We start from the raw sequence: 20381 nt of genomic DNA, 5'->3' as shown, positions 1-20381 counted from the left end.
TCTTTCAATAGTCATATGGAACTCGCCGATATTAATCATACTCCTGTGTATGAAATACTTTATCAAGGCACGTTTCATAATGATAAATATCGCTTACTTAAAATTTCAAATCACTCTGCCAACCTAAACATATATACTTTAGCAATGCACAGAATTAGTCAACCACATTCTTAATCATTTCTTTATTTATTCATAAACTGATGATACTCCGGATTAACATCAGCATTTTTAAACTGTGGTCGATCTTTCTACAAATCATAGGTAGCTTTCAACTGAACGGCATTTTCTTGATCTCCATTATCACCACATTCTTTCAACCAATTATTTAAAGCTATACGATGTTGTTTTAGAACATCCTGGTAAGCTGAATCCAATGCCAGATTATGCATTTCAAAAGGATCGGCTGCAATATCATACAGCTCTTCTTCCGGACGAACACCAAACCAAAATTTTTCCTGATAAGGAGTCAATTCTCCATTCTTATATGCATTTTTCAAATCCGTTACAATGGGTTTCAGATCGCGATATCCAGGTTGCATTAAAGGCCTTTCCGGAAAAAAATTACGTATATAACGATACTTCTCTGAACGAGCAGTACGAATACGGTCGATGGTAAAATCACAACGATCACGAGCTCCAAAAATATACTCAGGTGATTTAAAATTCTTATCCAATAAATTCTGTCCATCTAAATACGCTGGCATTTCTGCGCCTCCTAATGCCAATGTGGTTGCACTCACATCTAATAAAGAAACTAATTCGTCCCTAATGACACCTGCCTCAATACCCTTTCCTTTGATTATTAGTGGCACATGCATACCGTCTTCATAACAAAATTGCTTATGATGCAAGGATGTAGGACTACCATGATCAGAAAAAAAGAATATGATAGTATTTTCCATCTCGCCATCCAGCTCCAATTGTTTTAATATGGATTCTATTCTCACATCAGAACCTCGGTTGGCATTGTAATGATCAGCCCAGGCCTTACGTTGCGAAGGAATATTAGGAAAATAAGGAGGCAATGGCACCTCATCTGGCGCCAAACGTTCTCCTTCGCGCACATACTTATAATCAGCCTTACCCCCCATAATCTGAACCTGTCCGAACCATGCTTGATCTTTATCTTTACGAGCACTCCAAACTCCTTCCGTAACCGACATCATTGCTTTAGCATGATTGCCTTGCCATCCATTCATGCCGGGCTTGTAATCATCTTCGCTACCAACATCATATAAATCCAAACGATTATAGTGAAAGTTATAATCATCTTTACCACTATTGAAAGTAAAATACCCTGCGTCTTTCATTAATTGTGGTATGGTCTTCATCCCGTTTGGTAAGTTAATCCGTAGAGCCTCTGGTACCACTTCGCCATCTGTTGTGCGACTGGAACGATGATGATTGGTTCCTGTTTTTATTTGAGACACACCCGTAATAAAAGCAGAACGACAAGGTGAACAAACAGGAGCTGGAGCATACGCTTTTGTAAACAAGGTACCACTGGCTGCCAGCTTATCGATTACAGGGGTATGCCCCTCATTAATACTGTCGCCATAACATCCCATATATGGACTCAAATCTTCCGCAACAATCCACAATATGTTAGGTTTTTTAATCTGCTGCTTAGTGTCCTGACAGCTTGCAAAGCATAAACACAGCGGTAACAGCAAAAACAATTTAAATAATACAGATTTCATTTTTATATTTTATGATATTAAAAACTATAATTCATCACCAATACAGACTTAAGGTAAAGATTATTTTACACCGAACGAATCGGTTCTAAAAGAAGACGCAGGTAATCCGGCGGTATTAAAAAGACAGCCATCCACATAATCAGACCAAGCATACCGAACATTTACAGGTTCTTCCACATCATCACACCAAACCTTCAATTGCCCCTTGTCAATACGAGCCTCTGCCGGATGATAAATATTATCCAATCCAGCCACTTCAAAATATTTTAACTCCTTATACATACTTGTTACACCATTGGGTGCATAATCAAAATTTAAAAAGACTTCTTTACCCCTTATCTCCATGGATCGGTAAACAGGTCCGCTATATTGTAATTCAGTATATCCATAGGTCTTTGCCAGTGCCCAAAGTGCCAAACGTTGGCCCACCGCTTTCTTATGCGGTGGGTGAATACAAGTTGGCTCACCAATATCAAGAGTAACTACCATACCGCAATTATGCACCGCAAGCATACTCTTCAACTGTGCCTCTCTTATCAATGGCCATTGACCATCTCCCCATCCCAATGGAGCCACCTGTACAAAATAAAATGGGAAATCTCCCAACCTCCAAGCTTTTCTCCAACTCTCAATCATCGCAGGAAACAAACGTAAGTACTGCTCTGGGTTACTTCTATTTGCCTCTCCCTGATACCATATAGCTCCTTTTATTGTATAATTAATCAGCGGATGTATCATACTATTATACAATAGAGTAGGCGTCTTACTCGAATAAGACTTCACATCTTCAATACTATTTTCAAACTCTTTAAACCCTTCATCAATTACATAGCGAGGAGTCCATGCTTGCGCAGGAGTCCCACCCCATGCACTACAAATAAGACCAATAGGTACGTCGAGTTGACTTTGAAGCATCTTTCCATAAAAATAAGCCACGGCACTAAACTTAGATGCCGTTCTCGGATTAGACAATTTCCACTCTCCTTCACAATCATCAAGAGGAACCGAACTTGTTGTGCATGCTACGTCAAAAAAACGTAGATTCTTATTGGTACTATTTAATATTTCCAAATTACTATCAAAAACAGGTTGTCCATAATTACCTATTAATGGCATTTTCATATTAGACTGACCTGAGCATATCCAAACTTCACCCAATAAAACATCGTGTAATACAATCCTTTCCGAACCCACTATTTCTATCTCATAAGGTCCTCCTGCTTCAATGGTTTCAATATTTACTTTCCAATTTCCATACATATCGCTTAGGGAATAGGCATCTTTTCCCCATGTTGATCTAACAATGATTCTCACATTGGGCTTGTCTTTACCCCATAACGCAACATTTGATTTTTGCTGCAATACCATATGGTCAGACAAAACCGAGGCCAATCTAGTCTGTGAAAAAACAGATAAAAATGAAAAAAAGAGTAACAAATAAAATCTTATTCATGTATCTTAAGATTAATATTTTAACAGCTGTATGAATCATATCCGCACCATTACTTTTCGTTGTATAAACCTAAAAAACACATTAGAAAATCTATTCTGAAATTATAATGCAACATTCGGGCTAAAAGATTCTTCTTTGTGTTACCAAGTATAAAACAGATACTAAACCTGTCCCATCCACTTTAAATGGATAGGTCAGGTAAAATCAAACTATTATTACTTATTAAATTCAGTAATATTCAGTGTCCATTCCTTCACTGTACCATCAGCTGCCACTACTTTATACATCAACGGAGAAACACTATAATCACCCATTTCACCCAACTTAGGTGCATTATCTATTGGCGACATGGTAGCTGCCGTTGATATATTGGCATAACCCACTAAAGAAGACAAGGAAACTTGATTTCTAATTTCAGTCGGAAAATCGTCTTTAGGGTTAGCACCTGTATCGGTTGCAGAAGGAACAGTGATTACACAATTCACCGTATTGGAAATCTCATCTACTGTTGAATTTACATCCATTGGATATACCCGAAGCTGATCATAATCTCCATTTTTCACAAGCCATCGATATTCAAAGGTGAAATTTTCAATATTTGCTTCATCAAAGGCGGGTAAATCGTCTAATCCGGACTTTAAACACGAAGAAAAAACAAGCATCAAAAGAGCTAATGATATATAATTAATTTTTTTCATATACTTATATTATAACAGTTACTATATGAAACATCCATGCAATGAACCACATAAAGGTTTATAAAACTTCACTACATGAGTATTTCTTAATTTATCTTTCACAAGATGAATAAACGAGCGCATCAAAGCACAATACAATCTTATGAGCACTCGTCATAATAAACTCATAAAGAGTACTACCATCCCGGATTTTGATCCAACATATCGTTAAGTATTCTCTCATTTTCAGGAACAGGGAACAGGTAACGTTTGGTAGAAAATCTCTTCTTATGGTTGTTAGGACTCAAAATTACAGGCATAATTTGATAACTCTTACCGTCAGCTGCAATTTCAAAAAATGTATGTTGTGTATCATTTAACTCTGAAATAACATTTCCACCTTCCTCTTTACCCCATCTTAAAAGAGACCAGTATCTATCATTTTCAAAAAACAGCTCAACTCTACGTTCAATTTTATACCACCTCCATGCTTCATTGAGACCAATACTTGTTGATAAAGCGGGTAATCCTCCATGCACTGTTCGTGTTTTATTAATATACTCAATCGCTATTTCAGGCTGATTCAATCGCAACATTACCTCAGCATAATTCAAATAAGCTCTTCCAATACGAGTAACAACCTGATGATAATTAGTATGCACTACTGCTTTAAATCCTTCCATGTCATAAATTCCCTTACGAATAAAGTAGCCTGATGGTGTTGAACGATTTGTTCCTTTGGTACTCTCTGCATAATGAAGATTTCCTCCCACACGTGTTGATATAACATTAGAAAAAAGCTTAGATGAATCCTGCACTATAGAGGCAAAAAATCTAGCATCACGATGTTTGTTATATATGGCATTGGAAATATAACCGCCTTTTGACTCAAAATCGTCAAAATAAGAAGTCTCATCCCAGCGCTTGGCTACTCCATCAACATCAGCTACCAAATAATCATCCACAAGACTACAGGAAGGCCATACTTCTGTCCATCCTAAAAAAGACTCCTTTAATGCAGGGCTACCTGTGGTTGCAGACACTTCAAGGTTGGGTACAATACCTTGCATCAGTGTTTGCTGACACCAAGTAACATCAATATGCTTATATAATCCAAGTATTATAGAATTCGAATTTAATGCATAATCGTAATCATTAAATAATGTACCATAATCCGAATCCAACGAATACCCTAAATCAAACAATTTTTCACTAGCCTCTTTGGCAATCTGATAGTAATCTTCTTTTCCTTCTTCAATATATGCAGCCCCTTGTAAAGCAATTTCAGCTAACATTGCATATGCAGCCCCCTGGGTGAGTTGCCCACTTTGTACTTCATTTGCTCCTTTTAAGTCAGGTGCTGCTTCCTGAAGATCTTTAATGATAAAATCATAGGTCTCCTTAATGGTTTTTGAACGTGGTAATTTCAACTCATCATCAGGAGTCAGTACCTTGTCAATAATGACATACTTACCAAACAAACGAGCTTTGGTATAATAAATCAAGGCTCGTAACATTTTACCTTGTGCTACCAGTGCTGCCTTTTCACTTTCGATAATACCTGTCGAAGCTGATACCTTTTCAATAATTAGATTACAGTCTCGAATTACCTCAAAGGAATTCTTTTTGATAGGCGCCTTATTTCCAGAAGGAGCCTTCCCGAAGAAATAGTACGAATTATTTTTTGCCCAACCAGCATCAAAGTATTTGTCTATCAGATCACGTGCTATGTTATTTGATTTTCGTGTTAATACATTGTCTGTATAATCATCATTTCCTACTCCACCAAAACGACTTTGTGGATCCAGTGGATTAACAAATAATTCCGGAATAACAGAGCCATATGTATTATAAATAAAACCTTGCGCCAAGCTGGCATCATTCCATATGTCCACCTCTGTATATTTATCTAGAGGCTTGGTATCTAGGAGGTCATCATTACAAGAAAAACAAATGTACCCCGAAAGAATAGTTAGTGTATATAATAATATTTTATTCATTGCTCTTTTATTTTTTAAAATCCAATATTAACACCTAAAGAATAAGTCCGTTGCACCGGATACCCATAGCTTTGTGTACCACTATTACTTTGTTCAACTTGTTCTGGATCAAAATAATCATTCACCTCTGATATGGTAAATAAATTAGTACCACTTACAAACATTTTACAAGATGCTATCCATGCTAGCTTATCTAATACTGACTGCTTAAAATCGTAACCAATCTGCAAGTTTTTAAGTCTGAAATACTTGGCATTTTTCAAGTAAAAATCAGAAGGATTACTCTGATTACTATTATTACCTCCATTCACTGCTTCAGAATGTGATACCCGAGGAAACAATGCATTCGGATTTTCAGGTGTCCAATAATTTTGTTGGTATTCATAGGTACGCCTTTTGGCTTCCACTACCATAAAATTATCAAAAGCAAGATATCTGTTTCCTGTCCCCTGAAAAAGTCCATTGGCAAACCAACCTTTATATTTCATACTGAAATCAATTCCATAGTTTAATCGTGGCAGACTAGGTAATCCAACAATTCGTTTGTCCTGATCATCAATTTTACCGTCACCATTCATATCACTATAACGAATATCCCCAGGCTGGGTTTGGGTAGAACCTAATAGGCGTGGAGTATTTAATATTTCACTTCCATCCTGATAAAGTCCATCCGAAACAAGTACAGCACCACCATCCCAATAACTGGTACGATGTGTTTTACGGGTATAAGGATTTTTAAGTGTAGCTTCATCTTCAGTATCTAGTTGTTCCCACAATTCATTAAAATAGGCTAGATTAGCTCCAAGCTGTAACTGCAAGTCTTTTATCTTGGTTTTATATCGTAATGAAAGTTCATAACCAGTTCTTCTATGAGCAGAGTTAGATTTTATCTGCGGTAGATCTTTACCTAATGGTTGGGAATAAGTATCCTTAGGGCTTACTAGATATCCAGTAGTACGATAATAAAAATATTCGAATGTACCACTTAACTTGTTTCCTAAAGAAGAAAAGTCAAGACCGTAATTTAAAGAAGATCGAGTATACCATGTAAGTTCAGATGGATTCACCAACTCTCCTTCAGAATAGCCATTTACAAGGTTACCTCCTACATTGTAGATACTAGATTCTAAATTATATACAGGAATATATCCAAAGCGATTAACGCCTTCAGTAACACCCATCTTTCCATAAGATGCTCTAATTTTTAGACTATTTAGGATATTTCTATCATCTAAACCATCCATAAAATCCTCTTCTGAAATATTCCAGGCTGCTGAACTAGCTGGAAAGAAACCCCACCTTTGATCTGGCGAGAAATTATCATTGCCATCATAACGTCCGCTGAACTCAACGATATATTTATAGTTATAATCGTATTTAACCCTTACAACATAGCCTGCATTGGCGCCTTCCTTTTCATTACCATCATTATCTTTACCGTCCTGCGGACCCGCAAACAACTGATCTACTGCACCCGACTGATAATCACGACGTGAAGCAGACATGTCCTCAGATGAACTTGTAGTTTGGTTATAAACAAAAGTTGCATCTATTCCATGTTTTCCAAATGTATTAGAATATGCAAGGCTAGACTCTACATACAAACGCTTCGAATAATAAGAAGAAACACCCAAATATGGTTTAGGCTGCACCATCAAAGAACCATCTTGCATATACAAAGGAGTATTTTTTTGCCATAACTTACCCCAACCATCTCCGTCACGATAGCTCCCCATTAAACCAAGTTTAAGTCCTTTTACACCAGACACATTCCATTTTGCGTGCAATTGAGTATTTATGAACTTATCTCTTGTCCTGTTATATCCAGCTTCTTTGCTTATAATAGCAATAGGATGATCTCCATTACCGCCTCCTGCAAGTGTTCCATCGATGTTATAGGCTCTATACATAGGATTGGTATTTTGGTTGATAGCTCGCCAAATACTATACATCCCAGCCGATGGCTCCTCATAATTTTCAATACTGGCACTAATGTTGATTCCTACCTCTAGTCCAATATTTTCAAAAGTGGTATTTACATTACTACGAATATTAAACCTATCGTAATTCACCACATCTTGCTTAAGAATACCCCCTTGATCAACATATCCAAGAGAAACAAAATATTTGGTTTGCTTATCTCCACCTGTGAGCGACAAATTATGTCGTTGTTGGGGCGCAAAATTCTTAAGTGTAAGATCTGGCCAATTATTGTCCGGATAAGTATCTAAATCAGAATGAGAACGTATAGTTTCAAGCTGTTCGTCAGTATAGGTTAATGGTGTACCATCGTATACGTTTGCCACATTTTGAAGTTTGGCATAGTCATATGAGTTCATCATCTCGGGCAATACTGTGGGTTGACTTAATTGAAAATTGTATGAATAATTTACATTAATTTTCCCTTCTTCACCTCGTTTTGTGGTAACCAATACGATTCCATTTCCTGCTCTTGATCCAAAAACTGCTGTTGCAGAAGCATCTTTCAAAAAACTAATAGATTCAATGTCGTCCGAATTGATAGCATTAAAATCCTGTTCTGCAGTTATTACTCCATCAATAACATACAGAGGCGATCCTCCTCCTCGAATAGAGATACTGGGAGTACTCCCTGGTCCTCCACCACTATTTTTAACAATAAGTCCTGGAACTTGACCTTGTAATGACTCTCCTGCACTCATAAATGGCGAATTCTCAAGCGTCTCAGCTTTCATCGTAGATATGGCACCAACCGCTTTTCGCTTGGTGGTTGTTCCGTATCCAATGGCCACTACTTCTTCAAGTCCTACCACATCTGACACCATAGAAACATTGATGTTTCTACTATCAATTACCTCCACTTGTTTGGATGTCATTCCTATAAAAGAAAATACCAATATAGCACCTTTTGGCACATTTGTAATCATGTAGTCTCCATCTAAACCAGTGATAGCCCCCAAAGATGTTCCTTGTACAACCACAGTTACTCCAGGTATTGGTTCGCCTTTTTCATCCACTACCTTACCCGTAATATCAAACGCGGCTTGTTGGACTAAGTTGGTAGTTAATAACATTTCACTATCGGCATCATTCTTCACCTCGGCTATACTTTGTTTTTGAATAAGAATTTTTCCTTCTTCTTCTTCATAAATACCTACTTTACTGCTATTTGCATTAGAGTAAACCATAGTAACGAAAGTAGACAGCATTAGAAGAGATATTTTTTTTATATCAAATATTTTCTTGGTTCTCTCCCTTTTCTCGCTGTCAAACCAGTATTTTTTTTCATAAATTTTAATGTTAATTTTTCAACAATTGCTAATCGTATTTTAAGAAGGGCTTCCGCCAGTCACATTTCCAATTCTGTCAAGAAATCTTTTTCTTAGAGTTTCTCATTGATTACAAATTCAAATATCTACATGTTTCATTTTTAAATATTTTATTCCTTTTTTTAACAATGTCAAGTAAGAAAAAACCTAGGCACTTGATGTACTTGCAAATAATTCAAATGCATTTATGAGTAAATTAACGCTCAACCACCTAGTTAACAAGAGCTAAAAGACCTATAAAAACTAACAAAGAATACACAGAAATAACAAATCAAATGATCTTCAAATTATTGAACTATTATTTTCTTAACAACACTTCCTTTTGCACATTTCATCTGCAACAAATAAACGCCTTGGGTTAGATCGGACACAATCACATTGAATTCATTTTCCATATGCGTAGAAGCTTTTGTCACATTTCCCTTCACATCGTAAATTCGATAACTAATACGTTCATCCGATTTAATATGCAAAATATTGTTAACTGGATTAGGAAAGACCTTAAAGTCAAAAGATTGTTTAACATTATTTGATAAACTTTTTTTATATAAAAATGATATATCATCGATATAAAACATCCCTTTTCCACCTCCATAATCCGGGTTGTTATTAACAAATATTTCAAAATAGGATTCATTAGCATCTTGACTAAAGTTCATCTCTTGAAATACTTCCACCCACCTATTCTGACTCAGCGTATCTATTTTCCATTCGCTTGAAATACAAGGTTTGTTTACTTGCGTGTAAATTTTTTTTATGGAGGTACTCTCTTCTATAAATATTTTCATTCTAACATCATAAACGCCAGCTGGTAAATAAAGATCTTTATTCAATTTTATCCTTGTAATAGAAGGGAGTACATACGCGCCCATATTTTTAACCAAACTATCCCCATACTCGGTTTCCATAGAGCTCTTAATCAAGCTGTTGAATAATGAAATATCTATAGGCCTTATAATACCAACACCCCCATAATTCAACACACAAGCCATAACTTTGGAAGTTTCACCTCGCATAAAATAGGTGAAAATCAAACACATAATAAATATCTTTGCCGTATTCATTTCTTTTCAATTTAAAGAGGCTTTGCCAATTCAATATCAATAAAACGGAACATACCACATGGCACACCTATCTCTACACCCGATGGATTACTTAGGTCAAAAAACTGATGATCTAACACATCCTGCATACTAACAGGAGTAATATTATTAAAGGTTACTTTAACTTTTCTATCGTTTGGGTTTAAATATCCACCATCCACCAATGTCAATCTTAAATGTGTGGGCGACATTTGTGCCACCACCCATCCTACCCGGTCTCCAGAAACCAGTATGGGGAGTTTTTTAGCACCTTCTTCTATGTCGTTTTTAATTTTTGTATAGTAAGAATTCGCACTAAAAACTTGCGTTCCATCACTTGACAGATAATCTACACCATTGGTAATATACTCTTTCATGATATCCTTGTAGATGGGATGTAGATGATCAACCATTTTACCCCTGGGTGCATTATTGTCGGCAAAAGCACCTTTTTGAACCGGAGTAATCAAAACCTGACCATGGGGATAAGGAGGAATACAGTTCTGACGTCTATCACCAACTCCAGAAGCATAAGTGGAGAAATCCCAAGGAGTTAGAGCAGCACCTAACCAAGTACCATTCATATGACTAAAGACTGCAGGATGATTCTCCTCATAAGTTCGTTGATAAAAAGTAGTCCATTTATTATTGGATGCTTCTTCTAAATAACTCGCTTCTGGTGAGATGATACTTAGATGAACGGGAGAGAAACTGAGAATCTCATTTCTCTTAGGAACATATAAGGCTTCCTTTTCAATGAGCTCCAACACTAAGCTCGTATGATTCTCAAATTTAGCATTTTCAGTATCCGCATAACTATTGTGAATAAAAGTGGCTCCACAGGCAACGCTATAAATTGTCTTTCTTAGAAGATGATTGGATAATTTTTGCGACGAAAACTGCCTTGATCTATCAAAACTAGGATCATCACGAGAGCAACGTACGGCCCAAGCATCAATTGAACCTGCAGCCCATAACCCCATGCGGCCCAACAAACTCAAATCTTGTGTCTTATCTGTTGTTTCTTCAAGTGTAGCAATGGCTACATTTGCATATTTACCCGAAACGATGTGTTTCCAAGTATCTGTATAAACATGACCTTGCCAAAAGGTATCTTTGGCTCTAAAGGCAACTTTTCCACCGATTGTTTTTAGGTGATCCATCAATGGATAAATTTGATGATCCATGACAAAATCAAATTCAGCACCATGATGATTCATTTCTGGATAAATATAAATAATAGATTTCTGACCATTATGATATCCATAATCAGCAATCTCTTTGAGAACTTTCAAACTATAGTAAAGTGGATCATTCCCATGACCTGCCCAGGTTGCAATTCCTTGACTACCTTCAAAATAAGTAGAGAAATGATTAAAAACATCCTCCTCACTTCGGGTATATTCGTTTCTTTTATCTCGTTTATCCTTGAATATATTTCCCTCATACAACGGACTTCTCCATGAGGGCTCCTGCAGCTTTCCTTTACTCCAAGGAGAAGCAAATAACGAAAGACTTTTACTATCTATTAACCTAGCGGCAATGGGTAAATCGAGTCCTTCAAAACCTACTACTTTTACCGGCTCTCTCTGCCAAGAAGGTTTTGTAAAAACTTCTAAATTCTCCCGCACCATCCTCGTATTTTTCATGATCTTAGCAATTTTACCTTCTGGCTCCATATTTTCAAAGGCACTTTTCCAATCAGGATTTCTAGTATCCACCATATAAATACAACTACCGCCATCTTGCACACTTGCCAATATAAAGCGTCCATGATCCATTGGCCAAATATCATTGTAAGCATAAATCCCTGACAACCTCTCTGTAACCACATCTTCACCACTTTGTGGAAAAGATAGTAACTGATTACTCGATAACACCATATAATCATAGCCTCCTTCTTGCCTATTTACAACAAACGGCTGATTAACACGATAGGAGGTTACACCCGTATTTCGCTTTTGAATATCATTCCTAGAAACAGTACTTAAGGTATACGAATCGTCACTAAATACAACTCTATTGTACGAATTACTATTTAATGTAGAAGTGCCGTATAAGATTTCCTGTTGACCATTACCAGTGGGATCCACAACTCTTAAATCACCAATACAATCAGACGTTTTAAGATCCAGTATTTCGTGATAAGTTTTTTCTGCCAATGGTTCAAACAGATACAAATGCCCTTTGGATTGCATATGATTATTAGAAGCATGGACAAGCAACAGGTCAGAACCATCTTTTAGATGAATTGGCCTTAAAAAATTTGCATTACTAACAAAATTATCTGGTTTTTGATCTCCCCATGCCTTTACCTTTGAATATTTCTTACTTGGAAGAACCTTAATAAGAGAACCTGTTTTAGTTAGGTAGTAAATATTGGTATCAAAACCGCCACAAACAACATACGGCGTTAAGGACTTATCTTTTACGACTGTAATTGCATACATCGGTGTCAAGTGACTGCTGTCAAATGGTTTAAACTCCCACAGTATCTTACCATCAATGTTCAAGCAGTACACGCTACCATTGGCATTAGCGGCTAGTATTTCATCCACCCCGTCCCCGGTAATATCTGCACACCAAAGATCATGATTCATGGTTCCGTGTCCTGTTGCACATTCCCATAAAATTGCTCCACTATAATCCACCCCTAAGAGTATACCATCATAATCAGAACCCACAATAATTTGTCGATCTTGATTCTTAGCCACACGAACTTTCATAATAGTATGACTCTTAGTATCTATACACGTAATTGGCGAAATAGAATAATCACCTTTATTGGGTGTAGCATACGCTAAACTATAATCACCCGATACAGACTTCGCATCAGAAATACTCCAAAGTGAATGAGTATCAGTTGCCCAATCTTTCTCTGTGTCATCGAAATCGTAACTTATATATTGTGCACCTAACGGTTGAACAATAATAGCAAATATAACAAAAGCAAAAAGCTCAAATAATAAATTCCTTATCATATGTCTCTTATTTATCTAATGATTAAATAAACCTCACCTTTCTATAACTACTTAGTAAAAAACAACGTTCTTCTGAGTTATTCAGATCTTAAAAGTCTATTTTGTATGTTTTTTGTAAGCTTTATATTCCTCACTCATTTTTTTAAAACCGATCTCAACCCCTTTTTGCATTTCTTCATACTGCAAAGGTTTATTGGCTTGTACCCATTTCAGCACATCAACACTGTTTGGGACAATAGGATGATATGTATGATCCACAGACAACATTTTTTTATCATACCTTGCCGTTATCTTCCTTAATTTTTCAAGTACAGCAGAATAAGATACTTCTAATGCTAGGTTATGTAATTCCTGCGGATCATTCTCCAAGTCATACAGCTCCTCCACAGGCTTATTATCAGCAAAAAACAAAGATTCTTTCTCATTCAACTTACCTTCATTTTTTAGTGATCGCATCACATGCACTGCCGGGCGATAAAATTCAAGATAAGCCTGATGAGCATCCCAAGGTTTTTCAGGCATGTCATTCCTTATATATTTCCATTTCCCAGAGGTCACAGAACGCATTTTTTCTTCCACTTCATCCCAAAGATCTCGTGCCGAATAAACATACTCTCGTCTGAAATGCTTATCAAAAATGGCCTTGCCTGTCATATATGAAGGCACTTCAATACCTGCAAAATCTAAAATAGTGGCAGTAATATCCGTAGCACATACTACATCTTTACGCACAGCTCCTCCTTTTAAAGCTGTTGGATAATACATGATGCATGGGATACGTAAACCTGAATCATATAAATAACCCTTTCCCCGAATATTACAGCGTCCATTATCACCAATAAAAATAACCAAAGTATTATCCAGTAAGTTCTTTTCTTTCAGCTCTTCCATGATCATACCAACCTCGCCATCCATATATTCCACTTGATCGAGATATTTTGCCCAATCCATTCTAATGACCGGATCATCAGCCAAGTACTTGGGTAATTCAACCTCATTTGGATCTACCCTATGAAAAGACTGTTGACGAACCTCATTCCACCAATCACCCCGATGGGTCACTACCAACTGAATTTGAGCAAAAAAAGGTTGATCTGCTGTCATTATTGTATCATACTTATCAAACAATCCAAAATTCTGCTTACCGTCCCAGGATCCTATGGCCGTATGTTGAAAGTTCACGTCGATTTTCCGTCCCTTCTTCATCACTCCATGATGACCAAGAATACATGTATATCCAGCTTTACGAAGCCAATAAGTAAAGGGCTTGTAGGGCTCAGACAATGGAACATCTCGATTACTTCGATGATGATGCGCATTGATCTTCACCTGATTGGTACCCGTCATCATAGCAGATCGACTGGGTGAACAAATAGGATTTGTAACAAAACAATTGTCAAAGCGAATCCCCTCACTAGCCAATTGGTTCAAATGAGGCGTTTTCACCGCCTTCATTCCATAACATTCCAAATCTAAGCTCATATCCTCTGCCATGATCCAAATAATATTTGGTTTATCCTGCGCAAAGGATAGCGTAGCGGCTATACATAATATATAGACGATAAATATCTTTTTCATATGATTAAATTTATCTTTCAAATAAAATTATTCTTGTACCTAGTCTTTGCAAGAAAACTCCAAATACTGCGTTATTCTCATTTTTGAAACAGTCATTTACAACCTGTAAACTCCTTGGTTTCAAAAATATCGAAAGCCTTGTCTTTGAAGCTTTCTTATCAAAGACAGAAAAAACAGTGGTTTTCTTGCAGCCACTACCTATCAACAAAAAAGCATCAAACACGAATGCCTTTCCATCATTTAGTTACTCAAAGAATTAGTAAAATCAGGCACAGCTTCTACCTCCCAAGCATCCAATTTCTTTTTAAGTTCCTTGGTTTTTTTTGGATAAACAAAAACCAAGTTGCTCACTTCTCCCATATCCTCTTTTACATTATACAATTGCACATTGCCACTGTGATATTTAATCAGCTTCCAATCGCCCTCAATAATAGCTGAATACTGATCTTCATATGATCTAAGGAAATACAATGCTCGTTTATTTAACGCCTCACCTTTAAGCAAAGGCATCAGACTCACCCCATTTATTTGTTTGTCTTTTTGGTCTTTCCCTGAAGCTATTTCTACCAGCGTTGGATATACATCTAAAGTTTGTATAGGAATATGACATTTGGTGCCAGGCTTAGTTAAACCAGGATAGTACATTATAAATGGTACCCGAGCACCACCTTCATTTAAAGTATATCCTCCATTTTTCTTTCCACGCAAAGGATAATTTGTAAAATAACCACCTTGATCAGAGGTAAATAATATAACCGTATTATCCGCGATCCCTTTTTTTTCAAGAGCAGCCCTTACGCGCCCTACAGATTCATCCATAGCTTCCACCATGGCGCCATATTCTGCGTATTTCGAATCCATTCCTTTAGCTTTATACTTATCAACCAAATCTTTACGTCCATGATGAGGTCCATGCACATTATAATACCAGAGGTTAAGCATGAAAGGCTTATTTTTATGATAACTACTAATAAAACGCTCAGCTTCATCCGTTAAGACATCTGTTAGATACTGATCATCTCCAATATTACTCAAAGGATTTCCTTTGCCAAAGAAAGGCTGATAATACCCTTTGGGATGACCATAATTACTGGTTCCATACTGGGCATCAAAACCTTGATGAATGGGGTGATATTTATCGGTACCAGAATGCCATTTTCCAATAAACATATTATAATAACCAAATTCCTTTAACCTTTCGGCATAGGTAATTTCCTCCAATGGCAAATGATTAATTGATGGCATTTGAACAGGATCTTTGCGCCACATATTATATCCTTCTTTCAAATAAGCCATTTTATTATCCTCCTCAATAATATGCCTAACCATACCAATTCTAACAGGTTCTTTACCTGTTAAGATGGATGCTCTACTGGGACTACACGAAGGAGATGCAATATATGCTCTTTCAAAGTCCAGTCCATCCTCTGATAACTGATCAATATTAGGCGTTTCAAATAAAGAGTTGCGGTAACCTAAATCAGCCCAACCTAAATCATCAACAAAAAGCACTACAATATTAGGTCTTTGTTGAGCTTTGCTTGAGTGGGCAATGCTAAAAATCATGCAAACCGATAACATTGCGCTAAATAGAATATTTTTCATTTATAACAAATTAATATTATGAATATTTTTTATATGTTTATATTTTTCCTTTCAAAGATGATATGGAACTCGCCCCAAAGACATCTCCCTATGTGGAAGATGCAATACTATGTTTTATTTCTTCAAAACATAGATAAAGAAAAGACTGATATCATGTGTTCTCTAGCGTTCAATATCATTACTTAGAGATAAAAAAATGTAAATCACACCAAGGTACATTCTTTTAATCCTTACCAAATCCCAAATTGTTTTTCACCGTCAGACTCGAACTACTCTTCTCATCAGCTTTAAAAGCAATAGGGTATGTACCTTTGTACTTATTACCTGTAATGACAATATTTTTACAATTAATAAGTTCAAATAGAGGTGCATTAGGATGTAGTTGAGGATGAGATTTTACCTTTTCAATAACATTATCCTTAATCATTAACCCATCCACCCTGTCAGCTATAACAATACGATTATCAAAGGTTTCTATTTTATTATTCTCAAATCGTATATTACGATCGTAAATAATATTCGAATCAAAATTCTTTCCTAAACGTGGTGTCACATACATTACTGCATGTTCCGACCCACTATACGCACAATACTTAAACTCATTATTACGTATTAAAACATCTTTTACAGCACCCGATTCAAACCAATAATAACTCTCACCTCTAAATAGTATGGAAGACATCATTGACGACAAAGTATTGTTCTCAATTACAATTTTCTCAGGTGTTTTAATCACAATATTACGTGCTCTATGATGCTGAATACTACATCCTCTCATCACAAATGTTGGATTCCATGTTTTATTTTCAAGTATATCACCTTTCTTTAAGTTCTTAGGCAACTTATCCTTAAATCTTAATACAGTATACTTGTCATTAATGGTATTCACCTCACTTACTCGGTTAATAATTCCACGTTCAGGATTTGGTTGATGAATAAACCACATTTGATCGCCACGACTGGCAAAATCGAAGCCCAATTGTTGAAAATGCTCTAAACCATAACGTAAGGTATAATCGTCCAACACCTCATCAACAACCACATAAGTACCATGCACATTGGTACCATCATCGAGCATACTTTCCAAACGACAGTCTTGAACCAGTATCTTACCTTTACAATTACAAAAATGAGTAGCATCGGCAATGGTAGAAACAACACGCTTAGAATCTTTAGCCACATAAACCCCACAATTCAATAAGCTTGCATTTTCTGTTTTCTCCATTAAAAAACCCATACCCAAGGCATGGTGAACAATTACACTATCCAAGGTTATATTCTTAGATGAAAGCACATGAACAGCAGGAGCATAGCGATTCTCGCCTTTGGGACCTTTAGAATTAAGAATCATACCAACCTTAGGGTAATGCTTTAATTTCTCATAGAAACGTATAATACCACCCGGACGCATTTCTACCTTACTGGGTCTGCTACTCAAATCCCAAGCACCATGTGCAACATCACCGGTTTCAGGATCAAAAGAAAGTGTACTTCCAAGACTCGAAAAATGAAATCCATCAATGTTTGGAAAGAAAATACGACCATTTTTTAATTCCCAAGAAAAACCTTCTGTGGAGGGTTTTATATCACGCCATCCTTCCTCTTTATTTACTGCCATTACTTCACCTTGAAAGGTAAAAGGGGTTTCCCAGTCGACAGAAAGGTTTTTCATATCAATCCTTTTACAATTACTAAACATAAAGGGCAATACCCTTCCATGAAATATTAATGAAGCCCCATTCCCTTGAATATCCACTGAGTCAAAATTTTCAATGGGAAAAATAACTTTCTTAAGACCATTCTCATGATTCGTGATAAAACAATATTTATCACTAGCATAATCTGGCTTAAAATAATAGGTTCCTTTCTCAAATATGATTTTAATGTCTTTATCTACCGCACTATCTATGGCTTTACGGACAATACTAGTCATATCCTCTGACGAAGGTTGTAACCTGATAACTGTTTCTGCTCTTAAGGAAACAAAACTTAGCCATATAATATTAATAACTATAATGCATACGTTCTTCATATTCTTCATTCTTAATAATTTGTCTGTTTTTATTCCTGCTAATCCATTCTTAGTCAAATAGGTTTATTTTAAGATTTGCATACATCCCTCATCGATATAGATTTTCTCACCTTGAAATATATCCTATCTTCATTTTGCTTTAAACAACTACCCCTTTTACGTAAAAGAGGTTATCCAAAGGCTTGAAACAAATGAACTAAAAACACATACATACACTATCCGTATGCGTTCAGTAAATGTACCTGAGCGTAAATTATATGCTTTTATAGAAAGAATTAGCTATTAAAAATGATATCTTAACCTAGGCAGAGTTAGAATAAACGGATAGAATATAAAAGAGGGAACTAAAAGATGAGCGTACTAAAAGGAGGCTTTTCTGTGACGAGGCATAACGCACCCTAAGATGGAAATTTCTCAACGCTTGTAATTTAAAAACACCAATCGCTTTAGAGTGATCTATGTTTTTCTAATAAATTTCCGGATCCATAGCTTTTTACCAACACCAACTACTGGGCAATTACTCTGACCTTCCCTGCAGCCTATTTATTAATAGTTAGAAATTTAATTAAACAAGAATTACTCATTCACTGGAATTACCAGTGTACTTATTTTTCATCTCGGTGGCATATTTGCCCGGCGTCACCTGGTACTTTTCTTTAAATAACTTATTAAAATGTGCACGACTTTTAAAACCTGTCATAGCAAAAGCTTCGTTAACAGATACCTTTTCCTGTCCTAGAAACTCAGCAGCCTTTTTAATACGATAATTTTTTAACAGTTCGTAAGGTGTTTGATTAGTAATAGCTTTTACTTTTTGAAAGAAATGTGTTCGATTGAGATACAACTCTTTGGCAAACAGATCCAGATCTAATTCCTGGTTATCTAGATTTTGCTCCATTAATTGATAGAGTTTTTCAAGAAATGCATTGTCCTTAGCACTGCTATCTTCTTTGCGCTGTGTTAATGGCAGGTCAATACTATATCTTTCCCTTAATTGTTGACGCCCTTTTAACAATGTTTCGGTACGCGTAATCAAGTGTTGTACATCAAATGGCTTTCTGATATAAGCATCAGCACCTAACTGAAGTCCTTGAATCTGATCATCAATAGTGGTACAAGCTGTCAATAAGATGACAGGAATATGACTGGTTTTAATATCAGCTTTTATATTCTTGCATAAATCAAATCCGTTCATTTCAGGCATCAGCACGTCACTAATCACAATATCAGGCCACTCTTCCTTCATTGCATCCAAACACTCCTGTCCATTAACAAAAGATTTCACCTTAAAAAATGCCTGCAACACGCCACACACAAAGTTTCGCATCTCAGTACTGTCCTCGACAAAATATACCGACGCCCCACTAAAATCGACATTGGACTTAATATGGTGAACATCTATATTTTGAAGCTCCAATGATTTTTGTTCCTGTTCTTTCTCTACCTTCAAAATCTCTTCATGTTCTTCATTGCTTAAACATGATTCTTCCACAACAACAGGTAAACGAAGCTCAAATGTACTTCCCTGCCCCAAGGTACTCGTGACCCATATATCGCCATAATGCATCTCAACCAATCGTTTGGTGAATGCTAAGCCAATACCAGAACCTCCCGTATAAGCACTGTGTTTTTTCTTTGATTGATAGAAACGCTCAAAAATATGGGGTAAATCCTCAGAGTCTATGCCCTTACCTGTGTCTGTAAAGCTCACAAACAAGTCTTTACCTATTCTTTTATAGTTTATAGAAATAGAACTATTAACTTTAGTATATTTAAAAGCATTATTAATTCTACTTTAACAGATTAAAATGATCACTGAAAAAACGATAATTTAGTATTGTTTTTCTTTCGTAATAAACAGTAAATTAGTATATTGCAATTGAAACAAAGAACAAAACTCAAGTTTGCAATGGGTAACGGGCGAAAAACTTAAAAAAATATACGAATAATGGTAAAACACTGCTA

General features: G+C 36.2%; 11 protein-coding genes. All 11 read right to left on the bottom strand.

The window, feature by feature from the left end; all coding sequences use genetic code 11:
• Positions 1 to 248: 248 nt before the first annotated feature.
• The 11 genes from CYTFE_RS24890 to CYTFE_RS0103920 all read right to left on the bottom strand — a co-directional run bounded on the left by CYTFE_RS24890 (position 249) and on the right by CYTFE_RS0103920 (position 20205).
• Entirely contained in the window at positions 249 to 1700 is a 1452-nt protein-coding gene (locus CYTFE_RS24890) for a sulfatase family protein (RefSeq protein WP_044212240.1), read from the bottom strand.
• A gap of 60 nt (positions 1701 to 1760) precedes the next feature.
• Positions 1761 to 3080 (bottom strand): sialate O-acetylesterase, encoded by a 1320-nt coding sequence (locus CYTFE_RS0103970; RefSeq protein WP_152541675.1) that lies wholly within the window; start codon positions 3078 to 3080, stop codon positions 1761 to 1763.
• A 288-nt stretch (positions 3081 to 3368) separates the two neighbouring features.
• Complete coding sequence (locus tag CYTFE_RS0103965; RefSeq protein ID WP_027470755.1) at positions 3369 to 3851, bottom strand: DUF5018-related domain-containing protein; 483 nt, start codon at positions 3849 to 3851, stop codon at positions 3369 to 3371.
• Between the two features lie 176 nt (positions 3852 to 4027).
• Entirely contained in the window at positions 4028 to 5830 is a 1803-nt protein-coding gene (locus CYTFE_RS0103960; protein WP_027470754.1) for a RagB/SusD family nutrient uptake outer membrane protein, read from the bottom strand.
• A 14-nt stretch (positions 5831 to 5844) separates the two neighbouring features.
• Positions 5845 to 8997, bottom strand: coding sequence for a SusC/RagA family TonB-linked outer membrane protein (locus tag CYTFE_RS0103955; protein ID WP_052342975.1), 3153 nt, complete (start codon positions 8995 to 8997; stop codon positions 5845 to 5847).
• Positions 8998 to 9425: 428 nt separating this feature from the next.
• A complete protein-coding gene (locus CYTFE_RS0103950; protein ID WP_027470752.1) occupies positions 9426 to 10202 on the bottom strand; it encodes a T9SS type A sorting domain-containing protein in 777 nt (258 codons plus the stop codon).
• 11 nt (positions 10203 to 10213) lie between these two features.
• Positions 10214 to 13201 (bottom strand): hypothetical protein, encoded by a 2988-nt coding sequence (locus CYTFE_RS0103945; RefSeq protein WP_052342974.1) that lies wholly within the window; start codon positions 13199 to 13201, stop codon positions 10214 to 10216.
• Between the two features lie 96 nt (positions 13202 to 13297).
• A complete protein-coding gene (locus tag CYTFE_RS0103940; protein WP_044262550.1) occupies positions 13298 to 14779 on the bottom strand; it encodes a sulfatase-like hydrolase/transferase in 1482 nt (493 codons plus the stop codon).
• 240 nt (positions 14780 to 15019) lie between these two features.
• Positions 15020 to 16384 carry a sulfatase gene (locus CYTFE_RS0103935; protein ID WP_027470749.1) on the bottom strand — a complete coding sequence of 455 codons (1365 nt, stop codon included), beginning with the start codon at positions 16382 to 16384 and terminating at the stop codon, positions 15020 to 15022.
• A gap of 223 nt (positions 16385 to 16607) precedes the next feature.
• Complete coding sequence (locus tag CYTFE_RS0103925; RefSeq protein ID WP_200871224.1) at positions 16608 to 18473, bottom strand: right-handed parallel beta-helix repeat-containing protein; 1866 nt, start codon at positions 18471 to 18473, stop codon at positions 16608 to 16610.
• A 523-nt stretch (positions 18474 to 18996) separates the two neighbouring features.
• Entirely contained in the window at positions 18997 to 20205 is a 1209-nt protein-coding gene (locus CYTFE_RS0103920) for a hybrid sensor histidine kinase/response regulator transcription factor (protein ID WP_262505572.1), read from the bottom strand.
• Between the last annotated feature and the right edge of the window lie 176 nt (positions 20206 to 20381).

It is taken from the genome of Saccharicrinis fermentans DSM 9555 = JCM 21142 (genome assembly GCF_000517085.1).
Classification (GTDB): domain Bacteria; phylum Bacteroidota; class Bacteroidia; order Bacteroidales; family Marinilabiliaceae; genus Saccharicrinis; species Saccharicrinis fermentans.
The sequence above is the reverse complement of the archived record's forward strand: the minus strand, read 5'-3'. Positions and strand labels throughout refer to the sequence as shown.

What these genes read in the sequence shown, in the direction of transcription:
- CYTFE_RS0103940 (WP_044262550.1), bottom strand. Translation starts at nt 14,779, where the DNA reads ATGAAAAAGATATTTATCGTCTATATATTATGTATAGCCGCTACGCTA.
- CYTFE_RS0103935 (WP_027470749.1), bottom strand. Translation starts at nt 16,384, where the DNA reads ATGAAAAATATTCTATTTAGCGCAATGTTATCGGTTTGCATGATTTTT.
- CYTFE_RS0103965 (WP_027470755.1), bottom strand. Translation starts at nt 3,851, where the DNA reads ATGAAAAAAATTAATTATATATCATTAGCTCTTTTGATGCTTGTTTTT.
- CYTFE_RS24890 (WP_044212240.1), bottom strand. Translation starts at nt 1,700, where the DNA reads ATGAAATCTGTATTATTTAAATTGTTTTTGCTGTTACCGCTGTGTTTA.
- CYTFE_RS0103950 (WP_027470752.1), bottom strand. Translation starts at nt 10,202, where the DNA reads ATGAATACGGCAAAGATATTTATTATGTGTTTGATTTTCACCTATTTT.
- CYTFE_RS0103955 (WP_052342975.1), bottom strand. Translation starts at nt 8,997, where the DNA reads ATGGTTTACTCTAATGCAAATAGCAGTAAAGTAGGTATTTATGAAGAA.
- CYTFE_RS0103945 (WP_052342974.1), bottom strand. Translation starts at nt 13,201, where the DNA reads ATGATAAGGAATTTATTATTTGAGCTTTTTGCTTTTGTTATATTTGCT.
- CYTFE_RS0103960 (WP_027470754.1), bottom strand. Translation starts at nt 5,830, where the DNA reads ATGAATAAAATATTATTATATACACTAACTATTCTTTCGGGGTACATT.